The organism is Lysinibacillus sp. CD3-6, from assembly GCF_006351725.2.
In the GTDB taxonomy this organism is placed as follows: Bacteria; Bacillota; Bacilli; order Bacillales_A; family Planococcaceae; genus Lysinibacillus.
In genome coordinates this window covers 3,963,383-3,985,008 of the sequence record NZ_CP085880.1, presented here as the reverse complement: position 1 = coordinate 3,985,008, position 21,626 = coordinate 3,963,383, and the positions used below count along the sequence as shown (strand labels likewise).

Below are 21,626 nucleotides of genomic sequence, written 5' to 3'. Positions count from 1 at the left end.
ATGCCATTTATTACACAAGTTTATGCGCGCGAAGTTTTAGACTCACGTGGGAACCCAACAGTAGAAGTTGAAGTATTTACAGAATCAGGTGCTTTTGGTCGCGCAATCGTGCCATCAGGTGCATCTACAGGTGAATACGAAGCGGTAGAATTACGCGATGGTGACAAATCACGTTACCTTGGCAAAGGTGTATTAAAAGCAGTCGAAAATGTTAACACAATTATTGCACAAGAATTAGAAGGTAGTTTCTCAGTTCTTGACCAAGTAGTAATCGACAAAGCTTTAATCGAGCTAGATGGCACAGAAAACAAAGGTAAACTAGGTGCAAATGCAATCCTAGGTGTTTCAATGGCAGTTGCACATGCTGCAGCAGATTATTTAGATGTACCTCTTTATCAATATCTTGGCGGTTTCAACTCAAAACAATTACCAGTACCGATGATGAACATCTTAAATGGTGGTGCACATGCGGATAACAACGTGGACATCCAAGAATTCATGGTAATGCCTGTTGGCGCTGAAAACTTCCGTCATGCATTACGTATGGGTGCTGAAATTTTCCATAGCTTAAAAGCAGTACTAAAAGACAAAGGCTACAACACAGCTGTAGGTGATGAAGGTGGTTTCGCACCAAACCTTGGTTCGAACGAAGAAGCAATCACTGTTATCCTTGAAGCAATCGAAAAAGCTGGCTACAAAGCTGGTGAAGAAGTGAAATTAGCAATGGACGTGGCGTCTTCTGAATTATTCAACAAAGAAGATGGCAAATACCATTTAGATGGTGAGGGCGTTGTGAAAACTTCTGAAGAGATGGTGGACTGGTATGAACAGTTAACTTCGAAATACCCAATCATCTCAATCGAAGACGGCTTAGACGAAAACGACTGGGCTGGTCATAAATTATTAACAGACCGCATTGGCGCTCGCGTACAATTAGTAGGAGATGATTTATTCGTAACAAATACGAAAAAATTAGCTGCTGGTATTGAGCAAGGTGTTGGTAACTCAATTTTAATCAAAGTAAACCAAATCGGTACGCTTACAGAAACATTTGAAGCAATCGAAATGGCGAAACGTGCTGGTTACACAGCAGTTATCTCTCACCGTTCTGGTGAATCAGAAGATGCAACAATTGCTGATATCGCTGTTGCAACAAACGCTGGTCAAATTAAAACAGGTGCTCCATCTCGTACAGACCGCGTTGCAAAATACAACCAACTTCTGCGCATCGAAGATCAACTTGGTGCAACATCAGAATACCTTGGTTTAAAAACTTTTTATAACTTAAAATAAGTGAACGGCTAGTACTAGCTTCAGACTATAGACAAACTTGTTTGTCTATAGTCTTTTTTTAACGAATGAATTTTTACTAACAGGGGTCATATTATTCTAAATCGTAAAAATTCACTGCGCTTTCCGCGGGCACAACGTAAGCCGCAACCCTCGCTAGCGCGCGGCTAGTTGCGTCTTACGTTCCGTGCTGTTCCCGCAGGAGTCGCCGCCCTCCACTGCAATCAACTGGTATTAGCTACTAAAATTGTGTGAGTGCCTGTCACTATTCACTATTCAATTAGTGCATGATTGAGGTAGAGCATGGAGAGAGTTCTGCAACGTTGATTTCCGTTGCGGGCGGCGCTTTCCGCGGGCACGATGTAAGCCGCAACCCTCGCTAGCGCGCGGCTAGTTGCGTCTTACTATGCGTGCGTTCCCGCAGGAGTCACCTAATATAATTGTGTGAGTGCCTGGCACTATTATGGTAATGCAAGAAAATTCAAAATTGTTTGGGTGCCAGGCACTGCATTTGGGATTTGAATTATTTCTATATTTTTTTGTATAATATCAGTGGAGTAGAGTGAGACTTCTACTTTTTAATTTATGTATTGTACATAGTATTTGGAAAAGTTATACCATTTTGTAATCTGTATTTGTCATGGGAATCTTTATTTGTTATAATATAGTGTGTTGTGATGTTTCAAAGTTCGGGAGGTGCAGTGGATGCATACAGCAGTATTAATAGCTTTAGTTATCGTATCATTAGCATTGGTTGTCGTAGTTTTATTACAATCTAGTAAAAGTGCAGGCTTGTCAGGTGCCATCTCGGGTGGAGCTGAACAACTATTTGGAAAGCAAAAAGCACGTGGTATGGATTTAATTCTTCACCGTGCAACAATTGTTTTATCAATTTTATTCTTTCTTTTAGCAATCGCTATTGCAAAAATATAATAGTTGAAGATATTCCGCCTAACCTCGACTGGTTGGGCGTTTTCTTTTATTTTCAGTACATAGATGAGCCTAGACGAATAAAGTGGGTATTATACGTATGAAAGATGCTAAAATACGCCAATGTATAATGGATATGGCTATAATAGAGTGAATATGTTTTACAGTGAAGGAGAACTTGCCATGAACAAATCATTATCTCAGCCATTTTTCTTTCAAGCAGGACCGCGTGCAGTGTTATTATTACACGGATTTACTGGTAGCTCTGCAGATGTGCGTATGCTTGGTAGATATTTAGAGAAAAAAGGGTATACTACATTAGCGCCTCATTATAAAGGGCACGGTGTGCAACCTGAAGAACTCATTACAACAGGACCAACTGATTGGTGGCAAGATGTTAAAGCGGCGTACCAACAATTACAAGATGCTGGCTATGAGGAAATTGCCGTAGCAGGGCTATCACTTGGCGGTGTGATGGCTTTAAATGTAGCACTTAACAATCCTGTAAAGGGCATTGTAACAATGTGTGCACCAATGACGATGCGCACAACAGACGTAATGTTTGAAGGCGTATTGAAATACGCCAAGGAATACAAAAAATTTGAAGGCAAAACCGACGCAGAAATTGATGCAGAAGTGTCGTTAATCGCTGACAAAGGTATGCCATCATTACAACAACTTCGTGAGTTTATTGCGCAGACTCGAAAAGAAATAGATATGATTTATGCACCTATTTTTGTCGTACAGGCGACAAATGATGAGGTAATAGAGACAGAATCTGCCAACATTATATATAATCAAACTGAGTCACTAGAAAAATATATCAAGTGGTATGAAAACTCAAAACACGTTATAACATTAGATCAAGAAAAAGATCAGTTACATGAAGATATTTATCGTTTTTTAGAAGGCCTAAATTGGGCACACTAAAAATGATTTAGCATTTTTACATGAGGGAGGGTATCAAGTATGACGGACAAAAAAGATTCACTACAAAGTCGATTACTCGAGTTTTTCGGTGAAGAAGAATATAAACCTTTAACCGTTGGAGAAATAGAAGACGAATTCGGGTTTGAGGACGCAGAAGAATTTAAGGAGCTCGTAAAAACGCTCGTACGCATGGAGGGGCAGGGCTTAGTTGTACGCTCACGCTCGAACCGTTACGGCTTACCAGAGCGCATGAATTTACTACGTGGTAAATTTATCGGCCACGCAAAAGGATTTGGCTTTGTCGCACCTGATGTTGAGGGTATGGACGATGTCTTCATTCCACCGCACGAAGTAAACGGTGCCATTAATGGCGACATAGTACTTATTCGTGTGTTAAAGGAATCATTTGGCGATCGCCGCGAAGGTACAATCACAAAAGTTGTAGAACGCGGGCAAACGTCATTTGTTGGAACATTCCAAGCAAATAGAGGCTTCGGCTTTGTCGTATTGGACGATAAAAAATTACCAATGGACATTTTCATTGCGAAAGGTGATACATTAGGCGCTGTTGATGGTCACAAAGTGGTCGTTGAAATTGCGACATGGCCAGAAGATTTAAAATCAGCAACAGGCTATATTACAAAAATTTTAGGACATAAAAATGACCCAGGTGTCGATATTTTATCAATCCTATATAAGCACGACATTCCACCAGAGTTCCCAGAAGAAGTGGTCGCTGCTGCACAACGAGTGCCAGATGAAATTTCACCAGCAGATTTAGAGGGGCGTCGTGATTTACGTCATGAAACAATCGTCACAATCGATGGTGCAGATGCAAAAGATTTAGATGATGCGGTAACCGTAACAAAAAATGTAGATGGTACCTACAAGCTTGGCGTACATATTGCCGATGTCAGCTATTACGTAACACAAGGCTCTGTAATAGACATTGAAGCATATGACCGCGCGACAAGTGTATATTTAACAGACCGTGTTATTCCAATGATTCCACATCGACTATCAAACGGTATTTGTTCTTTAAATCCACAGGTAGATCGACTAACGCTATCGTGTGAAATGATTATTGATGGCAATGGTAATGTCATTGCGCATGAAATTTTCCAAAGTGTCATTAAAACGACAGAGCGTATGACGTACAAAGACGTTTATAAAATTTTAGAGGAACAAGATGAAGAATTAATTGCTCGCTATGAGCCACTTGTACCGATGTTTAACCATATGGCAGAGCTATCAAAAATTTTACGCAATAAACGTGAGCTACGTGGTGCCATTGACTTTGACTTTAAAGAGTCAAAAGTGATTGTCGATGAAGATGGCTGGCCAGTCGATATTGAACTACGGGAACGAACTGTAGCAGAGAAATTAATTGAAGATTTCATGCTTGCGGCCAACGAAACGGTTGCAGAACATTTCCATTGGATGAATGTTCCGTTCCTATACCGTATTCACGAAGATCCAAAGCCAGAAAAGCTACAACGCTTCTTTGAATTCGTAACGAACTTCGGTATTTTAATTAAAGGTACAGGCAATACAGTGCATCCAAAAGCATTGCAAGATGTTTTATCAGCGATTGAAGGCATGCCAGAAGAACCTGTTATTTCAACGATGCTACTACGCTCAATGCAACAAGCGAAGTACTATCCAGAAAGCATCGGTCACTTCGGTTTATCGACTGATTTCTATACACATTTCACATCACCAATTCGTCGTTACCCTGACTTAGTTGTCCACCGTTTAATTCGCACGTACTTAATTAATAAAGACACGTCACAAGAAACGGTTGCACAGTGGTCGATGGCGATGGATGAAATTGCCGACCATACATCAGAACGCGAACGTCGTGCAGTCGATGCAGAACGTGATACAGACGCACTGAAAAAAGCACAATATATGTCTGATAAAATCGGCGAAGAGTTCGAAGGCATCGTTTCTTCTGTTACAAACTTCGGTATCTTTATCGAGCTACCAAATACGATTGAAGGCCTCGTGCACATTAGCAATATGACGGACGATTACTATCGCTTCGATGATCGCCAAATGATTATGATTGGTGAACGTACGAACCGCCAATTCCGCATCGGTGATGAAGTAAAAGTACGCGTCGCAAACGTTATTATTGAGGAGTCATCGATTGACTTTGAAATCGTAGGAATGGTAACTTCTTATGGAAGAACAAGAAAAGTAACACCTACAGTTATTCATGCACGCAAAAACTATAATGATAATAAAGATGGCCGCAGCAGCCGTAGCAGTCGTTCAGGTTCAGGCGGAGGCAAAGGTCGCCGTGATGATGAAAAACAAAGCCGTGGTGACTCAACTAAACGTGGAGAACGAGGCGGAAGTGACCGTGACCCACGTGGCCGACGCAAAGATAGCTCAAGCCCAGGCCCGAAAAAAGGCGTAAAGCAAAAACAAAAGTTTTACGAAGGCATCGCGAAAAAAGGCAAAAAGAAAAAAACAAAACGTAAATAAAAAATCCAGCGTGAGCAGGCTATGTCCTGCTCAACCTTTGAATTGAGGGTGAACAAGATGGCAAAAGGTACTGGGAAAGTATTAGCACAAAACAAAAAAGCAGGGCATGACTACTTCATTGAAGAGACGATTGAAGCAGGCATGGTACTAACAGGCACAGAAATTAAAGCCATTCGTGCAGGCAAAGTCCAATTACGCGACTCGTACGTTCGAATCACAAGCGGCGAAGCATGGATTAGCAACATGCATGTCAGCCCATTCGACCAAGGTAACCGTTTCAACCACGACCCACTTCGCCAACGTAAATTGCTCTTACATAAAAAGCAAATCGGCGAACTAGTCGGTGCCGTCAAACGCGATGGCTACACAATCATCCCACTGAAGATGTACATTAAGGACGGCTACGCCAAACTCCTTATCGGCGTTGGCAAAGGGAAAAAAGACTACGACAAACGCGACGACATGCGCAAAAAAGAAGCAAAACGCGAAATGGAACGTACCTTCAAAGCAAAAAATCAATATTGATAGATTGAGAGAGATTGAAGCTCACCACTTATTGTGGTGAGCTTTTTCTATATTCGGGCGCAAGGTGAAGTATATAGGCACGGGCTTATCTGCGAAGCGGGGGAGGATTTTAGCTACGGGCGGGCGCTTTCCGCGGAGTAAGGTGAGGTGAGGATTCCGCGGAGCGAGAGGATAATTCCGCGGAGCATGGTGAGGATTCCGCGAAATGAGGGGTTAATTCCGCGAAACGAGGAGGGGATTCCGCGGAATGAGAGGTTAATTCCGCGAAGCAAGGTGAGGAATCCGCGGAGCAAGGAGATAATTCCGCGAAGCAGGCGAGAATCCCGCGGAACGGGGAGATATTCCCGTGAAGCGAGGGAGAATCCAGGAAATGAGGATCCGCGGAGTAAGGTGAGGATTCCGCGGAACGAGAGGTTAATTCCGCGAAATAAGGTGAGGATTCCGCGAAATGAGGAGAGAATCTCGCGGAACAGGGAGATATTCCCGCGAAGCGAGGGAGAATCCAGGAAATGAGGGAAGAATCGAGCGGAGCAGGAAGTTAATTGGGCGAAATAAGGTGAGAATTCCGCGAAGCGGGGATGAATCCACGAAATGAAGAGAGAATCCCGCGGAGCAGGAGGTAAATTCCGCGAAATAAGGTGAGGATTCCGCGAAGTGAGGAGGTAATTCCGCGGAACAATGAGGTAATTCCGCGAAGCGGGGGTGAATCCACGAAATGAAGAGAGAATCCCGCGGAGCAGGAGGTAAATTCCGCGAAGTGAGGTGAGGATTCCGCGAAATGAAGAGGGAATTCCGCGGAGTAGGAGGTAAATTCCGCGAAGTGAGGTGAGGATTCCGCGAAAAGAGGAGCTAATTCCGCGGAACAAGGAGATATTTCCGCGAAGCAGGGGAATCCACGAAATGAGGAGCCGCGAAGCAGGGGAGAATCCATGAAACGAGGCGAGAATCCCGCAGAACGAGAGGTTAATTCCGCAGAACGGGAAGAAATTTCTCCGAAGCGAGGGGGAATCCACGAAATGAAGAGTTAATTCCGCGAAGCGGGGAGAATCCATTAAACGATGATAAAATTCCCCTGAGCAAGAACACTGAAAACACCGATTAAAAGATGGAAAAACTTCGTGTTTTTCCATCTTTTATTATTTTCTTGTACAATAATAAGAATGTTTTGATTTAGATGAGATTTTTTCGAAGAATTTACGTTTTTAATGTAAGGAGGTGTGGTCTCATGGATATGGAGCTGATACAAAAAATCATAGCTGGGGATCAACAAGCATTTCGCATCATTGTTGATACATATAAGCAGCCACTTGTCAGCTATTTAACCTATCAAACGAATGACGAGGAATTGGCGAAAGATATTGCGCAAGAATCATTTATCAAATGCTATAAAAACTTAGTTCATTTTAAAGGTGGATCATTTAAGGCATGGCTTTTTCGTATCGCGATTAATCAACTGATTGATTTTAAAAGGAAGCATAAGGAAGATCCGACACCAATTGAGGAAACGCCCTCATTAGAAACACCTGAAACGTTAATGATTGAAAAAGAGCAGAATGAGTTGCTTCAGCAATGGCTTAAAACATTAGAACACAAAACGTACCAAGTTTTCGTTCTGAAGTATGCCAGTAATTGCTCTTACGAAGAAATCGGGGAGACACTCAATATTTCAATATCGGAAGTACGAAACCGACTGCATAGAACAAAGAAGCGGCTAAGAAACGCTATGTTGAAGGGGGAGATTAATAATGAACTGCTTATCAACTGAAGAAATGCACGACTTTATTGACGGACGAATAGAAGATAAAACAATGATGCAAATGGACAAGCATATTCAATCATGTGCAACCTGCTCTGCATTATTAGATGAACAACTTGAAACAGAACAGCTAATAAGCTCCCTGTTTCCTGCAGTGCATGTGGACGATTCATTTACAGATCAAGTGATGGATCAATTACCAAAGAAAAAAACTTCTCTTACAAAAAAGCGCGGCTGGCGGGCAACTTTTGTAGCAGCCGCATTCGTCACAGCCGCAGTATTATTTCTAATAATTTCGACTGTGCAGCAGGAGCCTGTAACTAGTTCTACACCGATTACGATAAAAGTAAAAGATGTTAAGCTGACAGACGCTTTCATAACAGTAACGTTAGCTACATCTGGCTATAATAGGAAGGAAATGTTCTTCAATGAATCAACGAAGGGTGATGTTGCACTCGTGCTACCAAACGGGAAAAGCGAAGCAGCAAGTTACGGTGCTAATCAATCAGCGAATGAAATTACCTATGAGTTCCCTTTATTTAATGTGACGTATGATGAATTTAAACTTCTTTTTAACTACCAACACATTTATGACGAGGAAGGTCAGTGGACACTAGAAGTACCGATTGATCGCAAGGAATTGTTAGCCCAAACAGAGACTGTTACACTAAATTCCACATTTGAAAAAGAAGGCGTTGACGTAAACTTTATCCGTGCACAACATGGACCACAAAACTCTCTCTTCAAATTTGAAACAAAATTTACGGAGGAGATGGCAACATTTGTAGAGCAACAAGTAGATAAATTTACAGCTGATTTACCGCTAAAGGAAAAGGAAGCTTATACGGGTTATAATGCACAAATACTTTATGACGTTATTGACGCTGATGGGCAAAAACTACAACGCTCGGTTCCTGAAGATAACGTCAATATTCAAAATGATCGCTACACGCATACTGAAACGATTAGTGCCTATCCAAGCGTACAAGAAGGTGGGTATATAGCTGTTACTGGTGCCAAGTTTGAGTTGCCGACGGATGTCCGACACCCGCTAACAGTGGACCAATTACCTTACACATTTACTTATAAAGATACAGAATATGAAGTAAAGCTCTTACCCAACCAACGTCTTGAAATTTCATCAGACGCAAAGACAACGACAATTAGCGACTGGCATATTACAGTGAATAATAAAACAGCATGGGATACAGCCCGATACCGAGAAGATAAAGAAAAACAGTATACAACCATCACATTCGATGAGGGAATTCAATTAGATTCGTTTATCCTTTACGGTCAAACGGAATTAAAATATGTTTACTTTGATGAACCGATTCATGTGGATATACGCTAACCTAAAAACACCTTTTCAAAAGGTGTTTTTACTATGCTTTTTTGAGTTGATATAGAACTATAAATCTGTAAATAAGGCACTATACTTGAAGTACAGCTAGGTTTGTTTTATAATAAGTATTGTTAATGCCAGCATGTATTGAAGCGTAGTACTACTCTTCAACCGTACTAGAAGCAATTCTAGCTCTTTGTTTGGTCGAGGCAACAAGCTTCGTATCATATTCAAGGGGACGTTACGGATTCGACAGGGATGGTTCAAGCTTTGGTCGCGCGTCGGAGGTCTCGGCTCCGTCATCAACGGAAGTTATATAATAACTGGCAAACAACAAAACTTAGCTTTCGCAGCGTAAGCTCGTAAGCGCTCTGCCTCTCTATCGCCCATGTAGAGAACGTGGGGCCCAACTTTAGTGGGATACGGTCGATGGTGCCACCTGAGTCACCGGCAAGAGATTCCCAGGTTAGCGTACAGGACGCCTGTTTGTCGGCATAATGCTACGCGAATTGCGAATGGACAAACTACACGCGTAGAAGCTGAAGTATTGGAGTCTTTGGACGCGGGTTCGACTCCCGCCGTCTCCATAATACGATTTCATTGGATTTCAATGAACGTCAAAACCCTTGTATATCAAGGGTTTTTTATTTTGCCTTTTGTCATATAGTTTCATTGAGTATCAAACGAACGTAGTCAAAGCCGTATTCATTTTCAAGTTTAAATGCTAAGGTACTTTTCAAACTTTTGAATAGCTTCTTCTTTTGCTTTTTGAGTTACGTGTGCATAGATGTTCATTGTAGTTTGTACATCTGTATGCCCTAAACGATCCTGCACTTCTTTAATGCTTGCGCCAGCTTCAAACAACAGGCTACAGTGGGTGTGTCTTAAACCGTGCGTTGTGATTTTCTCTAAATTATGCTTTTCCTGTACCTGCACAATCCATTTTCGTGTTTTCGTTGGTTGCAAGTAAGTGTTAGTCTCATTACTAAATACTAGTTGTTTAGGCTTAAGTGTATTGTAGCCAAGTATTAAGTAATCATGCTTTTGTTTCTTCTTCCAGTCCTGCAAGATACTCATGGAATTCTCGTCCATCTTAATTGTGCGAGCTATTCCTGTTTTTGTCGATTTTATATATAGACGGTTATCTGTACCGCGTGACAATGCTTTATTTATGCGTATCTCGTTTGTTTTAAAATTAACGTCATTCCATGATAAAGCTAGTGCTTCTCCCTTACGCATTCCGCTAAATGAAAGAAGCCTAAAAAGTGCATAAGCTTTATAATTATCCCCTTTTTCCAGGCACTTTAGAAATTGGATGAGCTGCTCTTTTGTATAGAAGTTTTCCTTTTCTTCCTCGTTCTCAATATCCTCTTTTTTAGCTGCTGGCATGTCTACTAATGTGAAAGGATTTAATGGAATGTAGCCACGTTTTACTGCAAAATCTAACACTTTAGCAGCGTAGGATTTGACCGCACGATACTTTTTTAATTTACCGTACCATTCATTTACATGACGCTGACATACTTCTACATTTATTTTTTCAATCTTATAAGCATCCATTGCAGGTAAGATATGATTTTTAAATATACCTGATGTTTTAACAAAGGTGCTTTCCTCAACCGTATTCTGATATTGCTCAATCCAAAGGTTATAAACATCGTGGTATGTTTCAGCAGTGGTTTTTCGGAACGTACCATTTTCAATTTCTAAACGAAGACGGGAAAGTGCAAGCTGTGCTTCTTTTTTCGTTTTAAAACCACGCCTTGTAGTTCGTTGTTCTTTTCCTGTTAGTGGATCTACACCAACATACATTTGGAATTGGTATCGTTTTTCACCATTTTGTAGCGAATAGTTTTTGATTGTTGTCATATAACTTCCTCCTAGACGCTTGCGGGGGCAAGAGAGGAATTGGTAATTAGTCTAAATCAAAAATTAAAGAATCAGTATTTAATACAAATCCACCTATTTCTTCTGCTTTTCTTTGTAATTCTTTATTTTGTTTGCGTAAATTATTAAATTCTAATTCAATTTCCTCATCAGAAGGATAATTATTTTCTAATCCATCAAATAAATCAATAAGTGCTTTGATTTTCTCATTCGTTAATCTATGACCTTTTATGAAGAAAGATCGAGAATCATTATTTAGGAAGTCTTCTAAATCTACATATTTAGTCATTTTAAATCTATTTATTTTGAAATTGTCTTCAGCTGCTAATATTTGATCCTCATTATAGCGTCGTTCTTCTTCTAAACTTAAAGAACTTATAAAATCGTCTTCTCTTTTTAATTGTCTATATTCCTCATCTGTATATAAATCCGCAATCCATGCAGCTTCATTAAAATTTAAATTAAGTGCTTGTGTTAATTTTTTTATGATTTCAAAAGAAGGTTTAAATTTGTTGTTCTCCAATTGTGAAATATAAGGGTTAGAAACACCAGATAGTTTAGATAGATTTACAATTGAAAGGTTATTAGTTTTTCTTTTTTCTCTCAAATAACTTCCAAAATCTTGTTTTGTCATTAAAAACACCTCCATCATAAATAATACACCTAAAATCTTGGTTAATCAAATTGAATAATAAAATTCTTGACATACCAAAAAAGTGGTGTAATATTTGGTATACCAATTTAATTTGGTCAACCAATTATAAAGAAAGGTGGTTGGATATGAACAAGGCTACATTATCTGTTAAAGAAACAAGTACATTACTGGGTGTTTCTATTGGAACAATTTATAGCATGGTTAGGGCGAGGGAAATACCCCATATTAAAATTAGAGGAAGAGTTTTATTTCATCAGCTTACTATTGAAGAATGGCTTTTAAAAAGTTCTATAAACAGTATTTGTTTAAAAAAAGAGCAGGGGATTAAATAAATGAAACAATTAGAAATGCCGGAAAATTTAGGTGAATATTGTAAAAGTACTATTTTAAATGCATTTAAAGAAATAATTGAAGAACAGAGAAAGCAAATCAATTCTAATCCATGGCTATCACTAAAAGAGGGCGCAGCTTATGCAGGTGTTTCATATAATACTTTTATTAAATTTCGTGAATTAGGTTTAAAGGTTGCTGAAATAGATGGAATTAAGCGAGTTTCAAAGAAAGAGATTGATAGATTTTTAGAAAATAATTCATTTTAAAAAATAGTCTTGCGGGGGCAAGATGTGGACAGCTAAAAACATCAAGATGTGTCTTTGAAAGAAGGTGATAACGAATGCAACAGAGCCCAAAACAAATTTATGAAGCGAATCAAAATGAATTTATACTTCCACAAATGAAAACAGATTCTTACAATGAGATTCCTATTGAGCTTCAGCAGCTTAACAATTGGATTGTGTGGCGATTAGAGTCACGCAAAGGAAAAAATACTAAAGTTCCTTATAGCGTGAATGGGGGTGAAGCTCGTTCTAATGATGCAAATACTTGGAGTTCATTTGTTGATGCAGTATCAGCAGCACGTACTGGGAGATATGACGGTATTGGTTTTATGTTTAGTGAGCAAGATCAATACATAGGCATTGATATAGATAAATGCTTCAAGAATGGAGTATTTAACGAAGTTGCAACTAGGGTAATAGATTCACTAGATTCATATACAGAGTTTTCACCCAGTAAAACAGGAGTTCACTTGATTGTGAAAGGTAAAATGCCTGATTGGGTAAAAGGAACAGGTAAAAAGAGCTCGAAGTTTGGATTAGAAATATATTCGCATGGCCGTTACTTTACCTTCACAGGAGATAGAGAAAATGAAAATGAGATTCAGGAACGAACAGACGAAGTAGCTGAACTTTTAGAAATCTATTTCACTCGTGATGAAATAGCAGCATATGCAAATGTAATTATTCCACAAGGAGTTACAAATTCAGAAGAAGATTCTGTAACATGGCAGCGTATGTTTGAGTCAAAACAAGGTGATAAAATCCAAGCAATGTACCGTGGTGAATTAATTATTAATAAGGATCATTCATCTACTGATTTATCTTTTTGTGATGCCCTTGCATTTTGGTGTGATAAAGATTATTGGAAGATGGATCGAATGTTTAGACAGTCAGGCTTGATGCGTGATAAATGGGACGAACGTAGAGGTGAATTACATTATGGTGAAAAAACACTTATAAAGGCTATTTCTACTAAGAAAGAAACTATTTCGGATTATAAAAAGAATAATGAATTACTGATACAAGTAAATGATTCGTTTGTTTTTCCTAAAGGTTATATTTCAAAAAATGGCTGTTTGTATCAAATTATTGAGAAGAAAGACCGTAACGGTGAAATCGAGGAATTAGAAGTTTTAATATGTCGCCAAACTCCAATTATTACACGCTCGTTTATGAATGTGGAGCATCCACAGTTATATCTTGAGCTATCCTGGTCGGACAAAGGAAAAGTATATAAAGAGGTTATACCAGCTGGTGATCTTGCAATAAAAAAAGAGCTATTAAAACTTTCGTATAAGTCATTAGCTGTTACGGATAACAATGCAAAACACTTAATCACTTATTTCGATAGATTGAACATGGTAAATAATTTAGATCATGAGCATCTAGTTGAAAGGCTAGGACATATAAAAAATACTTTCATTCATCCATTAACAGCGAATGGTGTGACAGTTTTACCTCCCGATATAGGAGAAAGGCAATTACTCGAAGCTTTCCAAACATCAGGAACAAGTGAAGAATGGATTGAACATGTATTTAAACCAATTAAGAAGCATCCGAAAGCCTTGTTAATGGTATTGGCATCATTTACATCGGTTTTGCTTCAAGACTTGAAAATGAAACCTTTTATTATTGATTTATCGGGTGTGACTTCACAAGGTAAAACAACTGTTTTAAGGGCCTGTGCGAGCGTGTGGGGTACCGAACATTTAATTTCAGAATGGTCTTTGACAAAAGTCGCAGCAGAAAGAAAAGCCTCATTTTTAAATAGTTTTCCAATCATTCTCGACGATACGAGAAAAGCAGAAGAAAAGCAGCTACAAGGCTTTATTTACAATTTTAGTGGTGGTCGTTCAAAAGGGCGTGGTTCTGTTAGTGGTTCCCAACGTGAATTTACTTGGGGCAACTTAATGCTTTCCACAGGAGAGGATTCACTTAACTCTTACGCTGAACGCGCTGGAGGAGTAGCTGCTAGGATCTTACCTATTACAGGATTACCGTTTGAAGACGAGAACTATCAATTTTTCACTGACTTATACAATTCTATTGAAAGTTATTACGGTTCGATAGGTTTAGATTTTTTGAGTCATTGGCGAGAAAAGAAAAATACGTTACTTTCACAATTTAGTGAATACAATAATGTATTTCAAAAGAAATCACAAGGCAATGAGGTTATTAGTAGAATCGCAAGATATTACGCAGCTATTGTATTTACAGGTAGATTATTAAATGAATTTTTCAATTTAGAAATTGATTTGATGCAGTTCTATCATTTGTTTGATGAAATAAACACTCAAAACAAGGCTACGGATAAACCTATGCAGTTATTAGAGTCGATTCTATCTGATTTAGATGCAGATAGAGGAGCAGTGTATGGAGAGTATCTGCCACGCGGAATAACAAAGGCAGTGTATAAAAATCGTACTATTTATCTTTTACCAAGTTATCTAAAAGATTTTCTTAAGTCAGAGCAAAACACTATACGTAATGAATGGCTACGTAGAGGAATCTGTATTGAAAGTATTAATAATGGTACCGTAGTTGACTATCAACAGATTAAACATAAGGGAAGGAAATTCAGAGGTGTAGCAATCCAACCGAGTATTGTTGAAGAATTAGGCTTCAATTTTGAGGAAAAGGGTTAGCGGTACCATGAGTACCACATTGAAATGAATGAAATGTTTTTTTGGTACTCTTTAAAAACCCTTGATATCAAGGCTTTTATAGTAATAGTACCAAAAGTACCAAGAGTACCAAGAGTACCAAGAAATATATATACATACATGATGAAAGAGAAAGGAGTTTAGCTGCTCTTGCTTGGATTTATATATATATCCTATTTTCATCTTGGTACTCGGTACTTTTGGTACCGTTAGCCATGAAGCCTTGGTATATAAGGGTTTACTAGGTACCATGAATAGTACCATGTACTATGAAAAGTGTGTAAAGGTACCAAAGAAGTATAAAGAGTCCGACTTTAGAAGATAAATTCATGATTTTTAGCATTGGAGGATAATAGATGAACGAGATTAAATCAGAAGTATTGAAGTATATCCAAAGCAATCCTGGAACTAGCTATGTAGAAATAGAACGGTTATTTGAAGCAAAAGAATTTGATTACAAGGGAAGTTTTGATATTTGTAGTAACCAAAATAAAAATATTGTTTTCTGGAGTGGTTGGAATACGGAAGCTATAAACGTTCTATCGGAATTAAAGCGTGAAATGATGATTAAAGAAAAGGCTGCATCACAATTGATTTATTTTATTGATGGTAAAGTATTAGATCTTCCGCTTGTTACAGGAGCATATAACTACAAAAACACGACACTGGTTACCTATTACATTCAATGAAGTTTAGGTCAACTAATATAGATGAGGGCATCCTTAAGGTTAAAAAAATATTTTTTTGAAAAGGGAGGGAGGAGTTTGGTGAGTTTTAAAAACATAAAAAACGAGGTGAGACAACATGAAACGCAGTTGTAGTTATTGTGGTGGAATTCATGAACGTTCTCACGTTTGCAGCAGTAAGCCGAAAAAGCAAAAGGAAGTAACTTATATAGATAGATTCCGTAGGGCTAGAGCATGGCGAAACAAGAGCCTATACATAAGAGAGCGTGACAACAATCTATGTCAGATATGTTTGAGACTTAGATACAACACGACACAACAATATACATTCGATGGAATAGAAGTGCATCACATAGAGCCAGTCGTGAGCGCATGGGATAGGCGGCTAGATGATAGCAACTTAATAACCTTGTGCAGAGAACACCACGAACAAGCAGAAGATGGAACAATACCGCAATACGAGCTAGAAGCGATTGCGTATGAGAATAACGAGAAATATAAATTATAAAAAATATATCCCCCCATATAAAAAATATTTTTGGGGAAAAGGAGGGCGACCGACTGCCCCCATTTATTCAAAAAATATTCCCTAAATGAAACTGTAGTTAATTATTTTGTGTATAATATTGGTATATTTGGAGGGATTATTATTAGACCTTATAGAGATGAAAACTTTTTAAAGGAATACGCTTATTGTTATCATTGCGGAAAAGAGCATAGGCATCATTGGTATAGGCTCGAAAACAACAAAAATAAATACTTAAATACATGTGAACATTGGAGAATAGAAGATCAATATTATTTTGTAAAGCTTACTCGTTCTGAAAAAGAAAGTCGATTGAATGATTTTTTTTTGCTTGACAATGAATTATGTATTAGCGTTTGTGAAGGGTGTGGAGTTGAATTACCTTGGCAAAGTGAACAAAATATACATGCACCAGTCACGTTAATAGCACCACCAGATAGAAATGTACCTGTAGAATCGAAGCTTAATTATAATGAAGCAAGGAAAATATATAAATCATCATCAAGAGGAGCAGCAACCCTTTTAAGAATAGCTATTGAAAGTTTATTAGTTCATTTAAATTTAGGTTTAAGTTCAGCTGATCTGAGTTCTATGGTAAAAGAGCTATCAGAGAAGAAGAAAGCAAACTTAATCGATTGTCCTGAACATATTATTAATGGACTATTAAGAACATGCTTGTCGGAAAAAGGTAAATATTCGGCCAGAGAAATGAGGGGAAAAGAAAATTCTGAAGATGTTCAAATTTTATTTCAATTAGTTAATGAAATTACAGAGGAATTTATAAATAGAGGGAGAAGGATTGAACTTTTTAATGCTATTTTGAAAAAATGAATACTGTCTAACATTTTTTAAATACTTAATACGGCTATCTATATTACAGGGGGAAGGTTGCGAATTTTGAAATTTAAATTCAAGATCGGAAGAAAGTATTCGAGAAAAGAGATAAAAGCTTTTGTTGGGCATTCAAATCCAGATGCGATTGGTGGAGACTTGGCAACTGGTTATACAGTTTTTCAAGCATGTTTTTTTATTTTTGCTACAATTGATACAGCAGGTAGAACAGGTCATGATTACCCTAATATTTTAATGAACAATGAGTTATATTTGTTTAGTAAAAACCATCATACATTAACGACACCTTCTATAAAAAATATGATGGATGGAGAATATGAGGTATATATATTTACAAGGGAAAATAGCAAAGATCCTAACTTTAATTTCAATGGATTAGGCTATGTACGAGATTATGAGAATACTAAACCTGCACATATTGTCTGGGGATTTGTTGAAAGCCTAAATAAAATCCCTTTTAATTATAAAGCTGCTGAAAGAAAAAAATTTATAGAGGGTGCAAAAAAGGAAAATACAACAACTAGATACGAGAGAAATATTTATGCAAGAGAAGCATTCATTGGGTAATATGGTAATGGTTTCCGAGTTTGTGGAATGAACTTTAAAGATACATATGGAAAAATAGGAGAAGATTATATTCATGTTCATCATGAAGTTGAAATTAGTTCAATAGCTGAAGAGTATGAAGTGGATCCTATTGAAGATTTAAAACCGGTTTGTTTGAATTGTCATGCTATGTTACACCGAAGGAAACCAGCATATACAATTGATGAACTAAGAAGAATTAAGAACAGTAATTAGTGTTGCAAATTATAGTATGAAAATGGCATTAGTTTAGAAAAGAGGATATGAATTTGAAAAATAAAAGATATTTAAAAGATAGGTTTTCTGCGTATGACTTTTCAATAGAAGATATAAAAAATCGTAATATTGATGAAGAGTATATTGAAGAAGTAGCAAATAAAACTTGTGTTTATATTCAATATACTTCAGATTTGAAGAAGTTTTATGTTGGTGAATCTAATAGGTACCTTACAAATACAAATAATAGTCGATTTATGGAACACATTAATGAACCGGCTACTGTTTCTGGAAATATTACTCATAATCAATTCGACAGAGTGGTTATTATAATCAGTAGATATCTTAGAGGAAATGCAGATATTTTAGAAACAAAGTTATTGAAGTTTATTGACACTGAATATTTATTGATTAAAGATAAAGAACTAGTGAATAGTAGAATAAATCAAGCCCATGCAGAAGAATTATCATATGAAATTGAATCGGAATTATTCCCGGAGATATGGAGTTTTCTTAAAGAACGGAAATTTGTTAAGAGTGAATTAGAAGATGTCATTAAAAACCCGATTAAGTATTATTCTCCTTTTGGGAAAATACTAGACGACTTACAAGTTGCTGCTATTCAAAAAATGGTTGAAGCTGGACTTTCTAATGATAATAATAGAAAACTTTTGCTTCAGGGAGAACCAGGCACTGGGAAAACATTTATAACGGCATCTGCTATTTTTGAGTTGATAAGACTTGAGAAAAAAGTTGCAATAATAGTGAATCAAACATCAATGATTAAAATTTATAAAGATTTATTTAAACTTGTCTCTAAATCTAGTAAACCTTTTATTGGTTCATTGGCGACATATAGAAACGCTCTGGAAAGAGGAGATTTTTCACTTGAAGAGTATTCATTGTTAATTGTTGATGAGGCACATCGTTTAAAACAGCCTCAAGGTCGACATAATTATTTACCAAGTACTTATACATTAAACAGAAATAATATGGATTTTACGGAACTTGATATCATTGAAAATTATAAAAAAAGTTTAATTTTAATGTATGATGAATTCCAATTAATTAGAGATAGTGATATTGATATAGAGAAGTTTAAGGAAAGAGTAAATGAAACAACTGGTTACGAGAAGATTGAGTTAGAAACTCAATATCGAATTAAGTCCTCTTCAAATATTCCAGCTAGTAATTATACTAAAGGGATTAGAAATATTCTACAATTAGAGGGCAGCGATTTTGATAATGGAATTTTTAACAATGGCTATAAATTTAAAATTGTAGATTCTTTAGAAGAACTGGTTGATGAAATAAAAGCTAAAACGAATGCAAGTTATATGAATGCAAGAATTTTAAGTGGCTTTTATAAAGAGTGGATCTCTAAAGATGATTTAACTAAATATGAATGGGACGCTGCTAATTATGGTGTGAATTTAAGATGGAATACACCTAATAGTAAACTCAGTACAAAAAATTGGCTAAAGTATACAACTGAAAAAAATTTAGAATTTACCGAGATAGGATGTATTCATATAGCACAAGGGATGGATTTGGATTATGCGGCTGTAATTATTGGAAATGATTTAGACATTGAAACGATTGATGGAGAATTGAAACTAGTTGCAGATATAGAAAATTATCATGATACTAATGGAATTCCTATTCAAGGGACAGATGACGGAAGTAGATTAACTCAATATATTAAAAAGGTATATTATGTTCTATTAACAAGAGGCATCTACGGAACCTTTGTATATATTGAAAATCCTGAAGTAAAAAAATATTTTAAAGAACTGATTGAAAATAAAAGTTTAGTATAAATAATTCTATAAAACCATTGTTTAATAGACATTTTGAATACGGAGCATAAATTAACGTTTATGCTTCATTTTTTTGTTGTTTTTGTCTATAAACTCGTCTATCATTAATTGTATATAAAACGTATAAGTAAATAGAAAGTGGTGTTTTTATGGGACGTGTAATTGGATATTGTCTAGTTAGTACGGAAGATCAAAATTTAGATATGCAAGAGCAAGCAATTCAAAAATATGCAGATGAAAAAAGATTAGAGCTAATTTTATATGTAGAAAAAATCTCTAGCCGAAAAGTTGAGAGACAAGAACTTGAACATGCAATGAAGGCAGCTACAGTTGGTGATTTGTTTGTTGTTTATAAACTTGATCGATTAGCTAGGAGCACGAAAGAGTTATTTAAATTAACAGGGGAGCTAAATGAGAAGGGCGTAGAGTTTGTTTCTATTAATGATGCATTTGATACGACCACACCAACTGGAAAAGCGATGTTTGGCATGTTGGCTGTATTTGCTGAATTTGAACGTGATATTATTCAACAGAGAACAAAGGCAGGACTAGAGAGTGCAAGAAAACGTGGACGAGTTGGAGGACGACCAGCCATAGATGAGAAAACTAAGAAACGTGTGAGAGCTTTATTTGAATCAGGTGAAAGTGCAAATGATATTGCTAAAGTGTATGGGATAGGTAGAGCAACGGTATATAAAATCTTAAAAGAGTAAAGTCAAAAAAATATTATAAAGATTTTTCTCCAAATTGCTTATTATTTATAATAATGCATAATTTTAGTGGAGGGAGGGCTGTTTGGAAATATAGCTTTAGAGATATAGATGATTTTGAAATATTAATGAAACGATGTTCAGATGCATTTAAAGATGATCGTGGTTGTATAATTCCTTTAATGGTTTAGGATTTGATTTTTCTTATAGAAAGAGTGGAAATCGAAGAAGGTAATGTCAGTGAGGGATTCTTAAAGGATAGGATTAGAAAATTAATAATGAATTAAAAAAACTAAAAAAGGTAGGTGAAGTAAATGTCAATTTCTTATATTGGAAACGAAGAAATACTATCTGATTATTTTGAAAACCCAGAACTTCCTAAGAAATGTCCAGTATGTAGACATACAATTATTGTGAATATATATCTTTTCACAAATACAAAATATGAAGAAGGTGTTGGCTATAGTGAGGTATTGTTTCAATGTGTAAATTCTGATTGTAATTCATTATTTATTGGAAAATATGCTAAGTATAGTGGGTTCTCTGAACTTTATTAGACAATACCTAAAAATGTCGAAGTTCTTGAAACCTTTGAAGATATACAACTGTATTAAGCAATGGATAGAAAATCCGAAAATAAAAGGTGTATCTGAAAAAGTAACTATTCTTGGTAATGATGAAACACACTATATAAGAAAATGGGAAAATAAAGATGTAACAGATTTAAAAGCTTTAATAAAATTAACGGTAAATTTTATTCAAATGGAATTAGATTATACAAGATATGAGAATGAATTAGTTTAAAGGTAAAATCATTCTTTTACGTGAGTAAGAGATGGAATGTTAAATGGTTTATGTGCGTATAAAAGTTTATGTTAGAGCAAAGTTTTAAATATAATAGAGCAAGTAGATAATATTATTAATTTAACGAGGTAACCAAATGTTATCTCGTTTTCCTATATATTGGGTAATGTAGTGAAATTAAGGGGGGCTATTTAGCTATAAATTAGTGTTCTCTATACTAATATAAACACTCCTGATACACGCATGGAAATCGACATGTCCATTATTCAAAATAATAACGTTATAAAACAAGTGTTCACCTACCATAATTGAAGACAAGAATTACATGAATTGATC

21 protein-coding genes and 1 other RNA gene are annotated in these 21,626 nt (G+C 36.6%); 20 read left to right on the top strand and 2 right to left on the bottom strand.

Translation table 11 applies throughout. The annotated features are described in order from the left end of the window. The 8 genes from eno to ssrA all read left to right on the top strand — a co-directional run bounded on the left by eno (position 1) and on the right by ssrA (position 9,859). A complete protein-coding gene (eno, locus tag FH508_RS19785; protein WP_173479463.1) occupies positions 1-1,293 on the top strand; it encodes a phosphopyruvate hydratase in 1,293 nt (430 codons plus the stop codon). 702 nt (positions 1,294-1,995) lie between these two features. Beyond that, positions 1,996-2,223: a preprotein translocase subunit SecG gene (secG, locus tag FH508_RS19780; RefSeq protein ID WP_173479464.1), complete on the top strand. Its 228-nt coding sequence runs from the start codon at positions 1,996-1,998 to the stop codon at positions 2,221-2,223. Between the two features lie 180 nt (positions 2,224-2,403). Beyond that, on the top strand, positions 2,404-3,150 hold the full coding sequence (locus tag FH508_RS19775) for an alpha/beta hydrolase (RefSeq protein ID WP_173479465.1): 747 nt from the start codon (positions 2,404-2,406) through the stop codon (positions 3,148-3,150). Between the two features lie 39 nt (positions 3,151-3,189). Next, positions 3,190-5,643, top strand: coding sequence for a ribonuclease R (gene rnr, locus FH508_RS19770; RefSeq protein ID WP_173479466.1), 2,454 nt, complete (start codon positions 3,190-3,192; stop codon positions 5,641-5,643). A gap of 57 nt (positions 5,644-5,700) precedes the next feature. Then, a complete protein-coding gene (gene smpB, locus FH508_RS19765; protein WP_173479467.1) occupies positions 5,701-6,168 on the top strand; it encodes an SsrA-binding protein SmpB in 468 nt (155 codons plus the stop codon). 1,225 nt (positions 6,169-7,393) lie between these two features. Continuing rightward, positions 7,394-7,933, top strand: coding sequence for an RNA polymerase sigma factor (locus FH508_RS19760; protein WP_173479468.1), 540 nt, complete (start codon positions 7,394-7,396; stop codon positions 7,931-7,933). Next, positions 7,914-9,278 carry an anti-sigma factor family protein gene (locus tag FH508_RS19755; RefSeq protein ID WP_173479469.1) on the top strand — a complete coding sequence of 455 codons (1,365 nt, stop codon included), beginning with the start codon at positions 7,914-7,916 and terminating at the stop codon, positions 9,276-9,278. The genes FH508_RS19760 and FH508_RS19755 overlap by 20 nt, the downstream gene beginning before the upstream one ends. Before the next feature lie 225 nt (positions 9,279-9,503). Beyond that, positions 9,504-9,859: a transfer-messenger RNA gene (ssrA, locus tag FH508_RS19750) on the top strand. Between the two features lie 127 nt (positions 9,860-9,986). Here the strand turns inward: ssrA and FH508_RS19745 are convergent. Both FH508_RS19745 and FH508_RS19740 read right to left on the bottom strand, forming a co-directional pair. Continuing rightward, positions 9,987-11,138 carry a site-specific integrase gene (locus FH508_RS19745; protein WP_173479470.1) on the bottom strand — a complete coding sequence of 384 codons (1,152 nt, stop codon included), beginning with the start codon at positions 11,136-11,138 and terminating at the stop codon, positions 9,987-9,989. A 46-nt stretch (positions 11,139-11,184) separates the two neighbouring features. Beyond that, the gene (locus tag FH508_RS19740) at positions 11,185-11,790 is read right to left on the bottom strand and encodes a helix-turn-helix domain-containing protein (protein ID WP_173479471.1); all 606 of its coding nucleotides are present in this window, start codon (positions 11,788-11,790) and stop codon (positions 11,185-11,187) included. 146 nt (positions 11,791-11,936) lie between these two features. Between FH508_RS19740 and FH508_RS19735 the strand changes: the two genes are divergently transcribed. The 12 genes from FH508_RS19735 (at position 11,937) to FH508_RS19685 (ending at position 21,290) form a co-directional block, all read left to right on the top strand. After that, the gene (locus FH508_RS19735; RefSeq protein ID WP_173479472.1) at positions 11,937-12,143 is read left to right on the top strand and encodes a helix-turn-helix domain-containing protein; all 207 of its coding nucleotides are present in this window, start codon (positions 11,937-11,939) and stop codon (positions 12,141-12,143) included. Continuing rightward, positions 12,144-12,410: a helix-turn-helix domain-containing protein gene (locus FH508_RS19730; protein ID WP_228134164.1), complete on the top strand. Its 267-nt coding sequence runs from the start codon at positions 12,144-12,146 to the stop codon at positions 12,408-12,410. It begins immediately after the preceding gene. 74 nt (positions 12,411-12,484) lie between these two features. Continuing rightward, complete coding sequence (locus tag FH508_RS19725; protein WP_173479473.1) at positions 12,485-15,073, top strand: phage NrS-1 polymerase family protein; 2,589 nt, start codon at positions 12,485-12,487, stop codon at positions 15,071-15,073. Between the two features lie 374 nt (positions 15,074-15,447). After that, the gene (locus tag FH508_RS19720) at positions 15,448-15,780 is read left to right on the top strand and encodes a pathogenicity island protein (RefSeq protein WP_228134163.1); all 333 of its coding nucleotides are present in this window, start codon (positions 15,448-15,450) and stop codon (positions 15,778-15,780) included. Positions 15,781-15,895: 115 nt separating this feature from the next. Continuing rightward, the gene (locus FH508_RS24180; protein WP_139860123.1) at positions 15,896-16,285 is read left to right on the top strand and encodes an HNH endonuclease; all 390 of its coding nucleotides are present in this window, start codon (positions 15,896-15,898) and stop codon (positions 16,283-16,285) included. 108 nt (positions 16,286-16,393) lie between these two features. Then, the gene (locus FH508_RS19715; protein ID WP_139860125.1) at positions 16,394-17,134 is read left to right on the top strand and encodes a hypothetical protein; all 741 of its coding nucleotides are present in this window, start codon (positions 16,394-16,396) and stop codon (positions 17,132-17,134) included. Positions 17,135-17,200: 66 nt separating this feature from the next. Next, positions 17,201-17,722 carry a DUF3427 domain-containing protein gene (locus FH508_RS19710; protein ID WP_217270363.1) on the top strand — a complete coding sequence of 174 codons (522 nt, stop codon included), beginning with the start codon at positions 17,201-17,203 and terminating at the stop codon, positions 17,720-17,722. Positions 17,723-17,749: 27 nt separating this feature from the next. Continuing rightward, a complete protein-coding gene (locus FH508_RS19705; protein ID WP_217270364.1) occupies positions 17,750-17,956 on the top strand; it encodes an HNH endonuclease in 207 nt (68 codons plus the stop codon). Between the two features lie 53 nt (positions 17,957-18,009). Beyond that, the gene (locus FH508_RS19700) at positions 18,010-19,776 is read left to right on the top strand and encodes a DNA/RNA helicase domain-containing protein (RefSeq protein ID WP_173479475.1); all 1,767 of its coding nucleotides are present in this window, start codon (positions 18,010-18,012) and stop codon (positions 19,774-19,776) included. Positions 19,777-19,925: 149 nt separating this feature from the next. Beyond that, entirely contained in the window at positions 19,926-20,489 is a 564-nt protein-coding gene (locus FH508_RS19695) for a recombinase family protein (protein ID WP_173479476.1), read from the top strand. A gap of 311 nt (positions 20,490-20,800) precedes the next feature. Beyond that, positions 20,801-21,043: a hypothetical protein gene (locus FH508_RS19690; RefSeq protein ID WP_173479477.1), complete on the top strand. Its 243-nt coding sequence runs from the start codon at positions 20,801-20,803 to the stop codon at positions 21,041-21,043. Between the two features lie 25 nt (positions 21,044-21,068). Next, positions 21,069-21,290 carry a hypothetical protein gene (locus FH508_RS19685; protein ID WP_173479478.1) on the top strand — a complete coding sequence of 74 codons (222 nt, stop codon included), beginning with the start codon at positions 21,069-21,071 and terminating at the stop codon, positions 21,288-21,290. Positions 21,291-21,626 lie beyond the last annotated feature (336 nt).